The sequence below is a fragment of the Lacinutrix sp. MEBiC02404 genome (assembly GCF_053601575.1).
Genome location: NZ_JBSHNV010000164.1, coordinates 15394 through 34437 on the forward strand (window position 1 = coordinate 15394; position 19044 = coordinate 34437).

Annotated in this window: 14 protein-coding genes; 3 read left to right on the forward strand and 11 right to left on the reverse strand. The window is 33.1% G+C overall.

Going from position 1 to position 19044, the window contains the following annotated elements; translation table 11 throughout:
- Window positions 1–37: 37 nt before the first annotated feature.
- Window positions 38–922, reverse strand: coding sequence for a DMT family transporter (locus ACVCXO_RS07710; protein ID WP_452229017.1), 885 nt, complete (start codon window positions 920–922; stop codon window positions 38–40).
- A gap of 98 nt (window positions 923–1020) precedes the next feature.
- On the opposite strand from ACVCXO_RS07710, the gene ACVCXO_RS07715 reads away from it, so the two are divergent.
- The gene (locus ACVCXO_RS07715) at window positions 1021–1569 is read left to right on the forward strand and encodes a cation transporter (RefSeq protein WP_452229018.1); all 549 of its coding nucleotides are present in this window, start codon (window positions 1021–1023) and stop codon (window positions 1567–1569) included.
- A 49-nt stretch (window positions 1570–1618) separates the two neighbouring features.
- Here the strand turns inward: ACVCXO_RS07715 and gldD are convergent, their stop codons facing one another.
- The 4 genes from gldD to mutY form a co-directional block, all read right to left on the reverse strand.
- On the reverse strand, window positions 1619–2221 hold the full coding sequence (gldD, locus tag ACVCXO_RS07720; protein WP_452229019.1) for a gliding motility lipoprotein GldD: 603 nt from the start codon (window positions 2219–2221) through the stop codon (window positions 1619–1621).
- 32 nt (window positions 2222–2253) lie between these two features.
- A complete protein-coding gene (locus ACVCXO_RS07725; protein ID WP_452229020.1) occupies window positions 2254–3558 on the reverse strand; it encodes a gliding motility-associated protein GldE in 1305 nt (434 codons plus the stop codon).
- Window positions 3559–3580: 22 nt separating this feature from the next.
- Window positions 3581–4045, reverse strand: coding sequence for a single-stranded DNA-binding protein (locus ACVCXO_RS07730; RefSeq protein ID WP_452229021.1), 465 nt, complete (start codon window positions 4043–4045; stop codon window positions 3581–3583).
- Between the two features lie 188 nt (window positions 4046–4233).
- Entirely contained in the window at window positions 4234–5274 is a 1041-nt protein-coding gene (gene mutY, locus ACVCXO_RS07735) for an A/G-specific adenine glycosylase (protein WP_452229022.1), read from the reverse strand.
- A 135-nt stretch (window positions 5275–5409) separates the two neighbouring features.
- Between mutY and ACVCXO_RS07740 the strand changes: the two genes are divergently transcribed.
- Complete coding sequence (locus ACVCXO_RS07740) at window positions 5410–5700, forward strand: HU family DNA-binding protein (protein WP_055442767.1); 291 nt, start codon at window positions 5410–5412, stop codon at window positions 5698–5700.
- Between the two features lie 350 nt (window positions 5701–6050).
- On the forward strand, window positions 6051–7601 hold the full coding sequence (locus tag ACVCXO_RS07745) for an Rne/Rng family ribonuclease (protein ID WP_452229023.1): 1551 nt from the start codon (window positions 6051–6053) through the stop codon (window positions 7599–7601).
- Window positions 7602–7756: 155 nt separating this feature from the next.
- Here the strand turns inward: ACVCXO_RS07745 and ACVCXO_RS07750 are convergent, their stop codons facing one another.
- The 6 genes from ACVCXO_RS07750 to ACVCXO_RS07775 form a co-directional block, all read right to left on the reverse strand.
- Window positions 7757–9652, reverse strand: coding sequence for an OmpA family protein (locus tag ACVCXO_RS07750; protein ID WP_452229024.1), 1896 nt, complete (start codon window positions 9650–9652; stop codon window positions 7757–7759).
- 18 nt (window positions 9653–9670) lie between these two features.
- Window positions 9671–10576: a PorP/SprF family type IX secretion system membrane protein gene (locus ACVCXO_RS07755; RefSeq protein WP_452229025.1), complete on the reverse strand. Its 906-nt coding sequence runs from the start codon at window positions 10574–10576 to the stop codon at window positions 9671–9673.
- Between the two features lie 17 nt (window positions 10577–10593).
- The gene (locus tag ACVCXO_RS07760) at window positions 10594–15813 is read right to left on the reverse strand and encodes a T9SS type B sorting domain-containing protein (RefSeq protein WP_452229026.1); all 5220 of its coding nucleotides are present in this window, start codon (window positions 15811–15813) and stop codon (window positions 10594–10596) included.
- 243 nt (window positions 15814–16056) lie between these two features.
- Entirely contained in the window at window positions 16057–17094 is a 1038-nt protein-coding gene (locus ACVCXO_RS07765) for an aldo/keto reductase (protein WP_452229027.1), read from the reverse strand.
- A gap of 52 nt (window positions 17095–17146) precedes the next feature.
- Window positions 17147–18106 carry an OmpA family protein gene (locus tag ACVCXO_RS07770; protein WP_452229028.1) on the reverse strand — a complete coding sequence of 320 codons (960 nt, stop codon included), beginning with the start codon at window positions 18104–18106 and terminating at the stop codon, window positions 17147–17149.
- Between the two features lie 78 nt (window positions 18107–18184).
- Entirely contained in the window at window positions 18185–18943 is a 759-nt protein-coding gene (locus ACVCXO_RS07775; protein ID WP_452229029.1) for an exodeoxyribonuclease III, read from the reverse strand.
- Between the last annotated feature and the right edge of the window lie 101 nt (window positions 18944–19044).

Genomic DNA, 19044 nt, shown 5'->3' on the forward strand with positions numbered 1-19044 from the left:
TAACTGCTTCGGTTTTTTTTTATTAATTACTTAGAAGTTATCTTTGAGTTGTTCTTTTTTGCGACAAATAAACACCAATTAATATAATACCAGAAGCAAAAGCTTGCAACATACTAAAACCTTCTCCGTCTAAAACTCCCCAAATTAAAGCTACAATTGGCATAACATACGTCACCGAAGAAGCAAAAACTGGAGTAGAAATTTGCACCAATGTATTAAAAAGCACTTTCGCTAAAGCCGTACCAAAAAACGACAACAAAGTAACATAAAGTATAGAGGCACCTAGCTCGGGCTTACTAAATGTAGTTTCCGTGAAAAAGTCAGTAAACAATAAGACAATAATAGCAGGAATAAAGATAATGACATAGTTTCCCGTTGCAATCGCTAAAGGTTTAACGTCTTGTAAATACCTTTTTATAATATTTACATTTACTGCATACATAAAGGTAGAAACAATAATAAATCCAGCATACATATAGTTCTGTTCCGGATTTAATGCTGCGCCTTGTAATATCAATATTGCGGTACCAATAAAACCAACAATAACACCTAAAACCTGTCTTTTTGTGGAAGCTATTTTAAAAACAGCAAATCCAAGTAATATGGTATTTAATGGCACTAAAGAATTTAATACAGAAACCACTGCACTATCAATTTCCGTTTCGGCAATCGCAAAGAAAAAAGCAGGAATAAACGATCCGAAAAAGCCAGAAATAGCAATCCATTTCCAATCTTCTTTTTTTATGGTTTTCACTGTTTTATAACCAGCAACAAACAAAAACAAACCAGTTATTATAGTTCTTAAAGCTCCTAATTGATACGGATTTAAACCAATAAGTGCTTTTTTAATAAGTATAAACGATGTGCCCCAAATTAGAGACAAAACGATAAGGTAGAACCATTTTTTGTTGTTCTGAAACATACATCCTTTTTTAGTACTACAAATGTGCTACTTTTTAACACAATTAACAGCAAATAATTATTAGATTTGCAAACAGTTGAATAATAAAAACTTATACGATGAGACAAATAAAAAAAATAGCAGCAATAGCTGTAATCGCTTTAGCAGCATTTAGTTGCAAAAACGAATCTAAAGCAGAAGTAGTTACAGTAGAAACAGAAACTGCTGTAGAAACTACAAAAGCAGCATTAGATCCAAATGCTACATATGCAAAAGCAGAATTCACTATAGAAGGTATGACTTGTGCAATTGGATGTGCAAGAACTATTGAAAAGAAACTAGCTAAAATGGAAGGTGTAAAATCTGCAAAAGTAGATTACGACAAAAAATTAGCAATGGTAGAATATGACAATGCTAAAGTTACTACCACTTCTTTAGAAGAAACAGTAACGAAGGTTGGAGAAACATATACCGTTAAAGAAATGAAAACGGTAGAATCTTTTACAGGTAAAAAAGCAGAAGCATCTACAGATAAGAAAACAGCTTGTGCAGCAGATTGTAAAAAAGCGTGTTGTGCCAATAAAGCAGAAGTTTCTTCTTCAGATAAAAAAATGACTTGTGGCGCAGACTGCAAGAAAGCATGTTGTGCGGATAAGGCTAAGTCTTAAAAAACAAAGTATTATTATATCTAAAAGGCTTCTCTATGAGAAGCCTTTTTTATTTCCAGGTAATACTTTCCATGATATGCTTAATATCATTTTTTAAATAGCTTGCAGCAGGAAGTATAGAATCAAAATTAGGCTTTATATAGAAGTACAACGAGCCTGTTAAAAAATGATCGGTACTATCGGTTACATAAAACTGGGATTGTGATGCAGCGTTACCACCAACTTCGTAAAACATTCCGTAGACCTTGTTTTTAGGATTTTCAAATAAATCACTAAAGATTTCATCTGCTTTTTGCGTGTGTTCTTGTGTGAAATTTTGCGCATCTCGCAAATAAGAAATTAATTTCTCTTCGCTTTTATTTATTGATTTATACGTTAAGTAAATGGTTCCTTTTAAAGTTGGATACTCTAAGTTTACACCATAACTATCCTCTCCTTTTAACTTTCTTGTTTTAACATTTGTTGCCAACGTATTTTTTTCAAAAGCAAAAGGCATGTTTAAATTAGTCGCTACATAATTAGGCGCTGGATATTCTAATCGTAATTTCGCTTCTGGTTTAGGTGTTGTTTCGTTTCCGCAAGAAGTAGCTAGAATGCAAATGGCTACAAATAAACTTTTTAAAATTATAATATGTTTTGGTTTATAGATCATAAAGTATGCAGTGTTCCGTGTTCTAATATATATTAAGGAATAGTAACTTTTACGCGTATTATTCGTTTTTTATCTAATGCTTCAATAGTAAAAACATAATCTTGAAAAAGTATTTTACTATTCGTTTTCGGGAAACTTCTAGAAATCTCTAAAACAAAACCAGCTATCGTTTCCGCTTCTCCCTTTTTATTTTCAAAAATATCTTGTTCGTCTAATCTTATGACTTTATAAAAATCTTTTAAAGCTGTTTTACCTTCAAAAACATAATTTTTATCATCTAATTTAGAATACACTAATCCTTCGTCATCAAACTCATCGCTAATATCTCCCACTATTTCTTCAATAATATCTTCTAAAGATATAAGTCCGGAAGTCCCTCCATATTCATCTACAACCACAGCCAAATGGACTTTCTTTTCTTGAAACTCAGCCATTAAATCATCTAGCTTTTTATTTTCAGGCACAAAAAATGGTTCTCGTAATAAGGTTTTCCAATCTAATTGTTTTCTATCGATAAAAGGCAACAAGTCTTTAACGTATAAAACGCCAACAACCGTATCTATATTATCTTTATATACAGGAATTCTAGAATAGCCATTTTTAATGATCTCAGGAATTATCTCTGCATATTTTTGTTCTACGTTTAATGCAAAAATATCTATTCTTGGTCGCATCACCTGTTTGGTATCTGTATTACCAAAAGAGACAATACCTTGCAGTATTTTTTGTTCTTCTTTAGTAGTGTCTTCATCACTTGCCAACTCTAGCGCTTGGGAAAGTTGATCGACACTTAGATTGGATTTTTGTTTCGCAAATTTATTATTAATTGCTAATGTAATGCTTCGCATTGGTAAGCTTATAGGCGAAAAAACAACATCTAGAAAACGTATAGGATACGCCATAAATGTGGCAAATTTCAATCTATTTCTAATGGCATATACTTTGGGTAAAATTTCACCGAATAGCAATATTAAAAAGGTAACTAAAACAACTTCTAAAATAAATTTTACAGCTGAAGAGCTTATACTTTCAAACATAAAATTACCTAAATAAGCAAACAGAATTACGATTGCAATATTTATAAAATTATTAGCAACTAGAATGGTTGCCAATAGTTTTTTAGGTCTTTCTAATAAATAGGAAATTATTTGAATTGGTTTCGCATTTTCCTCTAAACCTTCTTCTATATCTGTATCTGTTAAGGAAAAAAAAGCCACTTCTGCTCCTGAGATTAAAGCAGAACAAAGCAATAGCACAAATAAGAGTACAAAACCACTTACAATTGAAAAATCAATAGCTAAATTTATTAGTAAAAAACTCGAGGGTTCGGGATCCAAAGATTATATTTTTAGTTAAACGTTAAAAGGGAAGATCATCCGCATCGTCTTCTGCAACTGGCGCACTAGCTTTTGGTTGCGTTGCTTGCGGCTGTGCTGCTTCCGGTTTTTGTTGTTGCGGCTGCGCACTATTTGCAGAACCACTGTCATTTTTTGTTGTTAAAAAAGTAAAGTCATTACATTGTATTTCTGTAGAAAAACGATCGTTTCCACCTTCATCTTGCCATTTTCTGGTTTTAATTCTTCCTTCTATATATACTTTATCTCCTTTGCTTAAATACTTTTCGCAAATTTCTGCACCTTTATTACGTACCACTACATTATGCCATTCGGTATTAGTAACACGTTCGTTAGTTTGCTTATTAGTGTAGGTTTCATTCGTTGCAATAGGAAAACGGCCAACACAACCACCTCCCTCAAAATAATGCATTTTTACTTCATCTCCTAAATGCCCAATTAGCATTACTTTATTTAACGTACCTGACATGATATCTTGTTTTTAATGTTCCACAAAATTACGCTTTTGCAATTGATAAACTTAAAATTAATAAAAAAATATGATATAGACTAATACCTGTTTAATCCTCTAATAATACCAGCCGTATTGTTTCTTTTAAATTTAAAATTAACGATAGTCTTAACACACCATTTGACTCCCAAATTAAGATACCGTTTCTAAAAATTAAAAGCTTCCATGAAATTAGAAAGCAACACAGGAACAGGATAATCTATTATTTCGTTTATAGCAATCCCTTCCACGAGAAGCTGATCTGTTTCTATAATCCAAAACTTAGTATGCAAATGCTGATGTGATAGTTTATGAATAATTGCCTCTTCATTATATAAGGACAAACTAAAGGAAGAAGTATTGATTAAAGCATGATTCTTTAATTGAGAATGCAACGCATTAAAATTCATACTCGCCTTACTCTCTATTAAAGGAAACTGATATAGATTTTGCCAAATACCTTTTCCTTCCCTTTTTTCTAAAATAGTTTTTTTATCTACGGAAACAAACACCAAAAAATTAAAATGTTTTGTTTTAGGTTTTAGACTCTTCTTCTTTACTGGTAACTCTGTAATTAAGTTTTTCTGTAAAGCAATACAACCACCTTGTAACGGACAAATAGTACAATCCGGATTTTTAGGCTTGCATTGTCTCGCACCAAACTCCATAATAGCTTGATTAAACTCTGCTGGATCTTTTTTATCTATTAATTTTTGGGCCAATACTTTAAACTCCTTTTGACCTGCTGTACTATTAATAGGAGTAGCAATCCCGAAATATCTAGAAAATGCACGATATACATTGCCATCTACCACAGCGCAAACCTCATTAAAACAAATAGAAGCAATAGCGCTTGCGGTATAATCACCTACACCTTTAAGTTTTAATAAGTCTTTATAGTTATCTGGAAAGATCCCATGAAGAGAATCTACTATATATTTTGCAGTTGCATGTAGGTTTCTAGCTCTAGAATAATAGCCCAAACCTTGCCATAATTTTAAAACATCGCTCTCCTTTGCACTTGCAAGATCAAAAATTGTTGGAAAATTAGTAACAAAAGCTTCATAATAAGGTAATCCTTGATCCACTTTAGTTTGTTGTAAAATGATTTCAGACAACCATATAAAGTACGGATTGGTAGTTCTTCGCCATGGTAAATCCCTCTTGTTTTCTGAATACCAATGTGTTAAAGTTTTGTTTATAGTCATTTATTATATATAGTAACTGCAAAAATAAACGTTTATTAGGTTAAATTTAAGTGAATTAGGTTTGAAATATTGAAATTTAAATTCCTATATTTGCATCCCTTAATAACTGATTACAATAATTAAAAATAATAGAGAATGACTAAGGCTGATTTAGTAGCAAAAATTTCTGAGAAATTAGGAATTGAAAAAGGAGATGTTCAAGCAACGGTTGAAACATTTATGGAAGAAGTAAAAACTTCTTTAGAAGGTGGTGACAATGTATACTTAAGAGGATTTGGAAGCTTCATCATTAAGACAAGAGCGGAAAAAACTGGTAGAAATATTTCTAAGAATACAACTATAAAAATACCGGCTCATAATATTCCAGCATTTAAACCTGCTAAAGTATTTGTAGAAGGAGTGAAAACAAATGTAGACGTTAAGTAAGACGCTAAAATAATATTAATTTAAAAAAGATCAAACTTATGCCAAGTGGTAAAAAACGCAAAAGACACAAGGTTGCTACGCATAAGCGTAAAAAAAGAAGACGCGCTAATCGTCACAAAAAGAAGAAATAGATTGAAAAAGTAGTTAATAGCTACTTTTTTGGTTTATAGCAAACGTTCTTTGAAATGAGTTCTATAAAAACACGTAATACCTTGCGTTGTTTGAACTCCACGGATTTAAAAACCCTGTGATTTCTAATCATAGTTAAAGTTAATAGATAGCTTTAACTATGATTAGAAAAATAATGTATAATCCATCTGTACTTAATTGTATGGATAAAAATTAACAAAATGGATAAAGAATTGATCATTAGATCTAGTTCCAACCACGTTGATTTTGCCTTATTAAAAGATGGAAAACTTATTGAATTACAAAAAGATGAAGATGGTAACGATTTTTCTGTTGGCGATGTGTTTATTGCCAAAACCAGAAAAGCTGTTCCTGGTCTAAATGCCGCATTTGTTAATGTTGGCTATGAAAAAGATGCATTTTTGCATTATCATGATTTAGGACCAAAACTACCTTCCCTTTTAAAATTCACAAAAAGTGTAAGCACAGGTAAACTAAATGATTTTTCATTAAAGAATTTCCCATTTGAAAAAGATATTGATAAAAACGGTAGCATTGCTAACGTTATAAAATCAAATCAATCGTTACTGGTACAAATAGTAAAAGAACCAATATCTACAAAAGGCCCTAGAATAAGCTCTGAGCTTTCTATTGCTGGTAGATATATTGTTTTAGTTCCTTTTTCTGATCGCATTTCTATTTCTCAAAAGATAGAAAGTAAAGAAGAAAAAGAAAGACTAAAACGATTGGTTAAAAGTATTACTCCAAAAGGTTTTGGCGTAATTATACGTACCGTAGCAGAAGGCAAAAAAGTAGCTGAACTAGATAAAGATTTACAAAATTTGTTAGGTCGTTGGACCGCAATGTGTAAAAAGCTACATAAAGCACCGCATCCAAGTAAAGTATTAGGAGAAATGAATAAAGCTTCTTCTATTTTACGAGACATCTTTAATGATTCCTTTACCGGAATTCATGTGGATGATGAGGCGCTTTACGTTCAAATTAAAGATTATGTGCAACTTATTGCACCAAAAAAAGAATCCATAGTTAAATTGTATCAGTCAAACGTTCCAATATTTGAAAAATTTGGAGTGGAAAGACAAATTAAAACCTCTTTTGGGAAAACTGTTTCCATGGCAAAAGGAGCATATTTGGTAATAGAACATACCGAAGCGCTTCATGTTGTAGATGTAAATAGTGGAAACCGCTCTAATAAAGCCAATTCACAAGAGGATACAGCACTTGAAGTTAATTTAATTGCAGCAACAGAAATGGCCAGACAATTGCGTTTACGTGATATGGGCGGAATTATTGTTGTTGATTTTATTGATCTAAATACTGCTGAACACAGAAAAAAGCTTTTCAACCATCTACGTGATGAAATGCAAGATGATAGAGCTAAACATAAAATACTACCTCCAAGTAAATTTGGATTGATACAAATAACTAGACAAAGAGTAAGACCAGAAATGAACATTAAAACTCGCGAGGAAAATCCGGATGAGATTATTAATGGTTCCGAAGTTGAAGCTCCAATCAGTATTGTTCCTAAAATCAAAGATGATATGGAACGACTATTTAAAAAAGACTATCAGAAGGTGACTTTAAACACACATCCTTTTATAGCAGCCTTTTTAACAAAAGGTTTTCCATCGATACGTTCAAAATGGTTTTTTGAACATAAGAAATGGGTGAAAATTTTACCAAGAGATGCTTACACATATTTAGAATATCATTTTTTTGATAAAGATGGTAATCAAATAAAAAAATAAAAAAAGCCTTACTTTAAAAAGTAAGGCTTTTTTGTTTTATACACTTTCGTGTTTTCTAAACTAGTCACTATTTATAGCAACACCAAAATTACGGAACACAAAAAAACCACCTCATTTGAGGTGGTTTTTTAATGTATCTACTTTTTCTGTTTGTCTTATTTATTGTTAGGACCTCCACTTACAATAATAAACTCACTACGTCTATTAATTTGGTGATCTTCTTCGGTGCACTTAGAGCCACAGCTGATTTTTAAGGCACTTTCACCTTTACCAACACCTGTTATTCTACTTGCATCAATACCTCTTGAGATAACGTACTGCACCGTGGATTGTGCACGTCTACTAGATAATTTTTCATTATATCTTGCAGGACCTCTACTATCGGTATGTGATTCTGCTAAAATAACCATATCCGGGTATTTAGTCATAACAGATACAAGCTTGTCTAACTCAAAAGCACCTTGTGCCGTAATATTCGATTTATCAAAATCAAACAATATTGGGTTTAAGACTACTCGATCTGCAACTATTATTTTCTCTATAGGATTTAGAGCGATCTGTAATGCTTGTTCTTTTTCTCTACTTCCTGAAAAATCTACAGTGTTGCTTTCGTAATCATTATATGCAGCTGCTATATGTAATGCATTATCACAAGGAACAGTATATACTACTTCACCAATAGCATTAGATGTTTCTGTTGCCAAAGTTTGCCCTTTTACATCTGTAATGGTAACTATTGCACCAGCAATTGGATTGCTAGTCTCACTATCTACAACTGTAGTAGTAACCATAACAAGACAAGGTTCTAGTCTTTTTATAGCATAAATATCATCACTTCCTTTTCCACCTTCTCTATTAGAAGACACAAAACCTTCTCCAGTTTCTTCGTTGATGGAAAATGCTAAATCATCCGCATTACTATTTACAGGAATTCCTGCATTCACAACTTTTCCAGATTCATTCGTATAAAACACATCCAATCCACCAATTCCTAAATGACCATTAGAAGAGAAATACAAGGTTCCGTTATCACTAATAAACGGGAACATTTCTTGTCCTTCTGTATTCACTGTGTCGCCAAGATTTTCAGCTTCACCATACGTACCATCTCCATTTATTGAGGCTTTATAAATATCATATTTACCATGTCCTCCCTTCATATCTGAAGCAAAATATAAGGTTTTACCATCTTTGCTTACAGAAGGATTTTTCACAGAATAGCTATCATTATTAAAAGGTAAAGGTTTTACATTTTTCCAAGAGTCACCAGATTTACTTGCTTTATATAAGTGTATTACACTTATTTTAGTTTTCGTTTCTTCAATTTTTTCGTAAACACCATCAAAAAAGCTTTCTCTTGAAAAATACATCGTATTTCCATCTGGACTAAAAGAAACAAGTCCTTCATGATATCTTGTATTAATGTTTCCCGTAACCGCTTTAGCTTCTACATTATCTATGTCTGAAATTGCTACTTGATAGATATCTAAAAATGGTTCTTCATTCCAACCATACGTCTTTCTTGCATTATTTCTAGCGGAAGAAAAGTATAAAACACCATCTTTTAAAGTCCCTCCAAAATCGGAAGCCTCAGAATTAAAATCTAAATTTTTAGTTTCATATTCTTGAATCCCTTCTAATATACCAGGAAGATAATCTTGGTTAGAAACAAAAGCTACAGCTCTATCATCTTTTGGGCTCGCTTCTGCAAATTTTTGCATCCATTTATTAGAGTCGCTATACTTACCGTTTGCTTTTAGCATTTGCGAATAGTTATACATCATTTCTTCATCTTGCGACGTTTCTAATGCTTTTGCATACCATTTTTCTGCTTCGGTGGTGCTAAAGATATTGTAGTTAGCTTCTGCCAATTTCCCATACACATAAGCATCTGCTTTTCCATTTTCAACTAATTTATTGTAAGACGCAATGGCTTCCATAAATTCAAATTTATCAAAATGTTTATCTGCTGTTTTTGTGTATTTATTTTGAGCAGTTAAACTTACACTACTCAATAATAGTAATGTTATAAATATTTTTAAGTTTTTCATTTTTTTTAGCTTAACTGATTAGAAATAACGTGGTGAACGAGATACTTTTTTAGCAAAAGTAATATCGAAATTAATAAACACTTCGTGTGATGAACTTGTAGAGTAATTTAAATCGGATTGAATAGCATCATACGCATAACCAATTCTTAAATTAGGTGCTACCATAAAGTTTATCATACCACTAAAAGAATCTTCCAGTCTGTATCCAACTCCTACTTCAACAATATCATACATAAATACATTGGCATTGATATCAAAACTTGAAGGCGCATCAAATGCTGTTTTAAACATGGCATGAGGCTTTAATTTAAAGTTCTCCGATAAATTAAATACATAACCTGCTGCTGCAAATAAATGTTGTGTTTCTGAACCAATATTTAAACCATTAGCATCTAAGTGCGTTGCGTTCAAAATATTTGGCATAGAAGCAGAAATATAATATTTGTTTGGTTTGTAAAAATAAACTCCAGCTCCAATATTAGGTGTTACTTCATTGATATCTTGAAAAAGGTCATCATCTGCATCCGTTAATTCTAAACTTCCTAATCCTATATCATGAAATGTTGCTCCTGCTTTTAAACCGAAGGCTAATTTATTATCAGCTCCCATTGGTAAAGTATAGGAGAAATCTGCATAGGCATTTGTTTCTCTTACGGGTCCAATTTCATCACTAATAAAAGACAAACCTAAACCAACTTTTTTACCAACTGGAGAATGAATTGCGAAGGTTCCCGTTTTAGGAGCTCCTTCTAAACCAACCCATTGGCTTCTATATAGCATACCAACTGCAACTCCTTCATAGGAACCTGCATATGCTGGATTTACAACATTCATGTTATACATATACTGTGTGTACTGCGGATCTTGTTGTGCTTGCATTTGAACAACAAACAAGAAAGCGAGAATAATATATAATTTTTTCATTTTAATTAATTAGTTTATTAGTTTTCTCTATTAATGTATATCCAAGATGTTCTAGTCTTATTTCCTTGATATTCCATCTTATAGAAATAAGTACCTACTGGAAGTTCATCACCGCCATCAGACTGACCATACCATTCATTAGTATAGTTTGTTTTTGAATATACTTTCATACCATGTCTATTGAAAATCTCTAATCGACTTACATCATATCCTCTTAAATCGAAAGCATCATTCTTACCATCATTATTAGGAGATATACCTTGAGATATAATACAATTAATGCTTTCTACTAGTACTTCGTTTGTTGCAACACAACCACTAGCATCTGTAACCTTAACCACATAGTTATAAGTACTTCCAGACATTGGAGGTGTAAAGAGGCTCTCATCTATTACAATTACATTATCTCCAACGGCATTAGTATGTAATAATGAATTCATATCATCATATAATTCATATGTCGCAGTATTAGCATCGTAACCATCATTTATTGGACCTACAGTTAATTCATAAATAGCACCATTACAATCTGGAAGGATTACATAATCAAACACATCTATAAGTAATGTTAAGTTTTGTGCATTTGGTACTGAACAAGCATCAGAAATAGCATACTCTACAGTATACGTAGCTCCTGCTGTTCCTCCAGAAACTTCTCCGGTTACCATATCTATCATTGCGCCATCTGTAGGTGTTGGATTAAATGTGAATGTACCTCCTAAATCTCCAGTTATATCTGCGGTTCCTCCATCACAAGACGCCGTCATTGTAAATGAAGTATCACTTGTTAATAAAGTAGTTATTGTTTGAGCGCTGGTTTGCGGACATATTCCACCAGTTGTATACTCTATAGTATATACTGTTTCAGAACCTCCTCCTGTAACGGTTCCAGTTGCAGCATCAATTACTGCTCCATCTGTTGGTGCTGGTGCTTGGAATGCAAACGTTCCTCCTGTATCTCCTGTTATATTGGCTATACCACCATCACAGGTTGCTGTCATAGTAAATCCGGCATCTTCTCCTAAAGTTACCGTAACATCTACCGTACTTGTAGCTGCACATGCTCCTGTTGCAGGCGTAGTATATTCTACAGTATAGGTAGTTTCAGAAACTCCATTAGTAACTGTTCCTGTTGCAGGATCAATTACAGCACCATCTGTTGGCGTTGGATCTTCAAAAGCAAAAGTACCTCCTAGTGTTCCGGTTACATTTGCTGTACCACCATCACATGTTGCTGACATAGTAAATGTAGCATCTTCTAACCCTGAAGGGTCTACTGTTATTGTTACTTCGTCAGTTAAAGTAGATGTTCCTCCTGTACAAAGTTCATACGTTACTGTTGCAGTATACGTTGTTGTTTCTGTTGGAGTTACGGTAACATTCTCTATGTTTCCTAAAGAAGTAGCTCCATCAAACCATTCGAATGTATAATTTGGTATTCCTGCAGAAGGTGCAAATCTATAAGATTCATTAGATGCAGTCCAAGGTCCTGTATTTCTATCTACCGGAGTAAAAGCAACTGTTCCTGCTACATTTTGAACACCAATAACGGCATTTCCACTATTCCAACCTGTACATGTCGGTTTATCAAATACATTAACATCGATATTATTAGAGGATTCGTATAAAATAATTTGACTGCTAGAGATTAAATCAGTACAACTAAATTGAGCTACATCTGTATAGTTAACTACAAACATTCTGTAAGGCGCTGTACCAATAACTAAATAGTTAATGTCTCCAGATACAGCAGGATTAATATCGTGTCCTACACCAAAAATATTACCTTGAGCTAATGCGTTATCGGTATTATTAGGTAAACTATCTGTAAAGCCCCAGTCGTTATATCCTCCAGCATTCTCTAATTCAAAAGATAAAACACCATTAGAACCTACAAGAATCTGGCTATAAATATTACCAAAGAAACAGAATTGGAATCCAATATCTAAAGCTTCAGACCAAGTATCATCAATATCAAGACTTGTTGGTGTACCTCCAATTGTAGTAGGTAACGGACAAGTATCTAAACCATTGATAACGTATGTATTTGTATCCTGTCCAAATAAATGGAAATTAGCTGCTAAATCTGTTGAAGTATCTGCACAATCTACTGTTGCGTCTTCTCCTGCATAAATAATAGAACAAGGGTTTGGTGGTGGTGGACAAATGAATGTTATTGGACTACTAATAACATCACAAGTATCATCATCACTCTTGATTGTTGTAATAATTACAATTGTATTTGCAGCATAAGGTCCCATGGTAATAATTCCAGTTTCCGTTGCTGTTTGAACAGGACTACCTTGATCATCTGAAATAAGAATAGATGCCGAACCACTGAAATCTGTAATATTAACTTCTAATATAAAATCTGGGTTATTTGGATCTGTATCACAATCACCAATAGCATTAAAAGTAACTTCTTGTGGTATACAAATGGTTTTAAAACTCTGCTCTACACAACCTATTGCTGGACCATTATCGTTATATGGTACAATAGTTACATAATGTTCTGTTGCATTATCTAAAACACCAGGGTTATAATTTAATACGTTTCCTACATCTACGTTATCTGCTACATCTGTTCCTCCAGGAGTACTACCAATAGAGATTACATAACCTGTAACTACAATAGTTGCAGGACTCCAAGTTATGTTAGTATTAATAGCTACGTCCGTTTCCCCATTTACTGGAGTTGTAATTTCTGCGTTACAAACTGGAGGTGCTAAAGGATCGAAACATGTTACATCAAAATCCCATTCATCATCTGATCCACTACTGCAACTAACAGAACCATCCGATTCATAAAAAACAACAATTCTATCTGTTGTAGAGAAAAAGGATAAACCAGCTAAAACTCCACCAGCTCCACCAGTTCCTTGATAAATAAGTGTACCATCACCTTCTTCAATTCGCAATGTATCACAACAAGTTTCAATTGTTCCTGCATTAAAGATCATACTTAAAGGGTTTCCATTAGAACTTTGAAAACTAAAAATTTCTAAATAGTTACCATTTCCATTTCCTCCACTATTATTTTCATAGCAAAAAAGTGTATTTATAACTTGACTGGATGGGCAATCTACAATTTGATTAGGATCTGATCGAGTAGTATAACTTTCTTCGGTACACCCGGTTGCAAATCCATTATCATTATATGGTACTATAGTAACATAATAGGTAGTTTCATAATTTAATATACCTGGCTCATACGTTAATACATTACCTACATCTAGATTATCTAAAATATCTACAGCTCCAGGACTTGTACCTATAGATAGGTAATATCCTGTTACAAATACGGTTGCTGCATTCCATACTAAATCTTCATTTTCACTAACATCTATCGCTCCATTAGCTGGTGAATTTAAAGATGCATTACAATTAGGCACTGCACTAGTATCTACGCATGTAACATCAAAATCCCAAGGTATATAACCACTTGAAGTACAACTTCCAGAACCATCCGATTCTACAAAAATAGTTAATGCATCTCCAATGGTAACAAAATTAAGTCCTGTTAAATCCCCTCCATTATCTCCTTCATATATTACAGAATCATCTGCATCTGTAATTCTTATCGTATCCCAAAAGTCTTCAATATCTCCAGAATTAAATACAATAGATAAAGGTGCACCATCTGAGCTTTGAAAGTTAAATATTTCAACAAAAACACCATTAGTACCATTATCATAACAGTACGTAGTATTTATAATTTCGTTAATAGAACAATCTACTACTTGATAAGGATCACTTTCTGTTGTAAAGCTTTCTTCATTACAATTAATCGCAGAACCATTATCATTATAAGGAACTATAGTTACATAATATACTGTTTCATAAAGCAAACCTCCTGGGGTATAACTTGTAACTAAACCAACATCTAAATTATCAATAAGTTCTGTTCCTCCAGGTGTTGTACCAACAGAAAGTACATAACCAGTAACTATTATAGAAGCTGGACTCCAAACTAAATCTGCATTGGAATTAACATCAACTTCTCCATTTGCAGGAGCTATTAAAGATGCATTACAATTTGGTATTGCAGTAGTATCTACACAAGATATATCAAAATCTAGAGGCACATAATTGTTAGACTCACAACTTATAGAACTATCACTATCTATTTCTATAAAAACAAAACCAGAAGGAGCAATAACAGAAACACCTGCCATATCTCCTCCATTGTTATCATCATATAATACAGTTCCTGTATTATCTGTACCATCATATATAGTAACCTCATCACAACAAGCTTCCATAATACCTGCGTTAAAGAACACATTTAGTGGAGCACCATCAGAGCTTTCAAAAGACCAAGTCATTGTCTCGTTAATAGTATAACAATACACGGTATTAATTGGTGCTCCTGAGCTACAATCTACTGGTGCATTAGGATCTGACCCTGTAGTAAAGATGTTTTCTGTACATCCTATTGCATCTCCATTGGAGTTAAAAGGAATTATACTCACATAATACGTAGTGGCATATTCTAAATCTGGTAAATCATAGGTTGTTGATAAACCTACATTTACATTATCTGCAATTTCTGTTCCTCCAGGAGTTGTACCAACAGTTACAGTATACCCTGCAGGTATTCCTGTTGCGGTAGACCATTCTAAGTCTGTGTTAATGGAAACGGCTGTACTACCAGATGGTGTAATTAAACTAACACAAGATGGCGGATCTTCCACTACTTGCGTTGCCGAAATATTATCTAAGTAAATAAAATAGGACCCTGAAGACCAGTTCGCATTTAAACGAAATTTAAAATCGGAACCAACTGGCAAACTTGCAGCAGGAACAATTACAGACCAACCAGTACAAATATCTGTTGTACTATGGTTTATATCATTAATAGTCTCAACTGTTGTCCAAGTTCCTCCATCATTTGTAGAGTACTCTATTAAAATTTCTCCCCATCCTGGAACAGTTCCATTTACTACATCTGGCCAATCGACTATTTTATAGTCAAAAGCTATTGTTAAATCAGTTCCATTTGACTGTCCTGCGACATTTGGCGAAGTCAGTTGCGCGTCCAAATTATCTATGCTTAGGTTTGCTCTTATAGAGTTACCGTCACAGTTTTCAAAAAAAGAAATGGTGTAATCTTCTAAATCACTTGTCCAACCTGTGGGCAAAGTAAATCCGGAATCGAAATTTTCTACTAAACCTACTTGAGAGAAGCCAATAATAGACATAAACCCAAATAATAGGGAAAGGGTAATTTTTTTCATTTTATGGTTAAGGTTAGTTATTAAAATATTAAATATATCTTCCATAATCCGCTGTTAAACAAACTATTATATTTAATTGAAATTTAAATATTAAAACACCAAATAAATTCTGGTGCTTTAATTAAATACCTAAAGTATAAAAAAAGATTATGCCTAATAAATTAACTTTACTTTAATAGATTAAATACGCATATTTACGATAAAAGGTTAGATTTATTAACAAGTACGTGGTTTTTTCAAATGCTATGCTGCAGGGTTTGGAATCGCATTATGAACCCCTTTTATTTGATCCAAAATACCCGCATTTAGCTCTACATTTACACTACCTAAATTCTCTTTTAATTGAGACATTGTACTTGCTCCTATTATATTGCTAGTAACAAAAGGTTGTTGTGTTACAAATGCTAAAGACATTTGCGCAAGAGACATATTATTTTCTTCCGCAATTTTTAAATATTGCTGAGTAGCTTCCGTACAAGAATCACTACTATACCTTTTAAATCTTGGGAATAATTTCAATCTAGAATTATCTGCAGCTGTTCCTTTAATATATTTACCAGATAGCACACCAAATGCCATTGGTGAATATGCCAATAAACCTATATTTTCACGCATTGCTATTTCTGCCATATCCCCTTCAAAAATACGATTTAGCAAAGAGTACGCATTTTGAATGGTAATCATTTTTGGTAAGTTATGCTTTTTAGATTCTTCTAAATAACGCATGGTTCCCCAAGCTTTTTCATTAGATATTCCTATTTGACGAATTTTCCCTTCTTTTACAATTTCATCTAAAGTATGTAAGATCGTATTAAAGTTGTCTTGCCATTTATCTTGTGGATTGTGTGCGTAATCTCTAGTTTCAAAAGTATTGGTTTGTCTTTCTGGCCAATGCAATTGATATAAATCTATATAATCGGTTTGTAAACGTGCTAAACTTTTGTTTACCGCATCTTTTATTGCTTCTGGTTTAAAACCATTTGTTCTAATATGTGCTGTATAATCTCCTGGTCCTGCAATTTTTGATGCTAAAACCACTTTATCTCTATTTCCAGATTTCTTAAACCAATTACCTATAATGCGCTCTGTTTCTGCGTACGTTTCTTCGGTTGCAGGAACAGGATACAATTCTGCGGTATCAAAGAAATTCACACCTTGATCTAACGCATAATCCATTTGCTCAAAACCTTCGTCTTGGGTGTTTTGATTCCCCCAAGTCATGGTTCCTAAACAGATTTTACTTACTTTAATATTGGTGTTTGGTAGTGTAGTATATTTCATGAAAATAAATTTTAGATCACTTCGCTTCTAGATATTAAAACAAAGACTATTATTAAATATCTTTTAAAAGCTTTGTTACCTCATCTAACTTAGGCGTTAAAATAACTTCTATTCTTCTGTTTTTCGCTTTCCCTTCAGCAGTATCATTCCCTGCTATTGGCGCAAATTCTCCGCGTCCAGCTGCGGTTAAGTTTCCAGGAGTAATCGCGTTGTTTTCTCTTAATATATTTACAATTGCTGTTGCTCTCTTGGTAGATAAATCCCAATTCCCTGAAATTTGTCCTGTTCCTGTGTATGGCACATTATCTGTATGTCCTTCTATTAAAACAGCAATTTCGGGATTTTCCCCTAAAACAGTTCCTAATTGTTGTACGGCTTTTTTACCTTGCGTACCAACTGCCCAACTACCAGATTCAAAAAGTAGTTTATTTTCCATAGACACATACACTTTTCCGTCACGTTGTTCTACCGTTAAACCTTTTCCTTCAAAATCTGTTAAGGCTTTAGAGATTGCATTTTTTAATTGTGTCATTGCTGCATCTTTAGACGCTATCACATTTTCCAACTCTGCAACCCTGTTAGAACGTTGTTCTAATTCGCTTTTTATTTTTTCAAGTCTTATGTTTTCCGCTTCCAAAGCTTGTTCTTTAGCTTCTAATTGCGCTAATAACTCCCTGTTTTTTTGAGAGTTTTCGGCTAATGAAGCAGAGCTGTTTTTTTCTAAAGCATCATAAGAAGCCTTAAGGTTATCTAGATTTGTTTTAGACGCATTGTAATCGGCTTGCAACTTATCGCGATTTGCAATAGCCACATCATAATCACTCTTCAATTTCGCGTAGTCATTTTCCGTTTTGTTATTCGCTCCTAATAAGGACTCGTTTTCATCCGAAAGTTTTCTATTTTCCTTTTTCAAGTGCGCATATTTAGTTTCTAAATCTTTATAGACTTTTGGCGAAACGCAGGATGTAACTAAAATGGTTGTAATTACTATTGTTAAAATTCTATTTTTCATATTGGATTTGGGTTTATTCCGTGTTTCGTGCTTACTGTGTACTGTTTTACTGTGTACTGTGTACTGTTTTACTGTTAATTAATCTATTTCTACTAAAACCGGACAATGATCACTATGCACAGCTTCTTGAAGTATAACGCTCCTTTTAATTTTTTCTTTTATAGGATTTGAAACCATTGTGTAATCTAATCGCCAACCTTTATTATTAGCTCTAGAATTTGCACGATAACTCCACCAGCTATATTCTTGTTTCTCCGGATGTATAAAACGAAAAGCATCTATAAAACCACTATCTATAAAACCGCCAATCCATTCTCTTTCTATAGGAAGAAATCCAGAAACACCTTTCATTTTCGGATTATGGATATCTATTTCTTCATGACATATATTATAATCCCCACAAATAACTAGATTAGGAATTTCCTTTTTTAGAGTATTTATATACTCCTGAAACATATCCATATATTCTAATTTATGTTCCAGTCTTGCATCATTTGTTCCCGACGGCAAGTATAAACTCATTACCGAAACACCATTAAAATCTGCACGAATATTTCTACCTTCAAAATCCATAGATTCTATTCCTGTACCATATTCTACATGGTCTGGTTCGGTTTTACTTAAAATAGCAACACCACTATATCCTTTTTTTTGTGCAGAAAACCAATAGTTATATTTGTAACCAGCTTCAACAAAAACATCTAAATCTAGTTGTTCTTCCATTGCTTTTATTTCTTGTAAACAAATCACATCCGGACTTGCTGCTTTAAGCCATCCTATAAAGTCTTTTTTAAGCGCTGCACGTATTCCGTTTACGTTGTATGATATTATTTTCAATGGGTTTTTATTTTAAAAAAGTTATGTTTCAGCTAAAATAAATAATGCTTTACATTTACACTATTATTTTAAAGTCCTTTTAACAAAAAACTATCAACAAA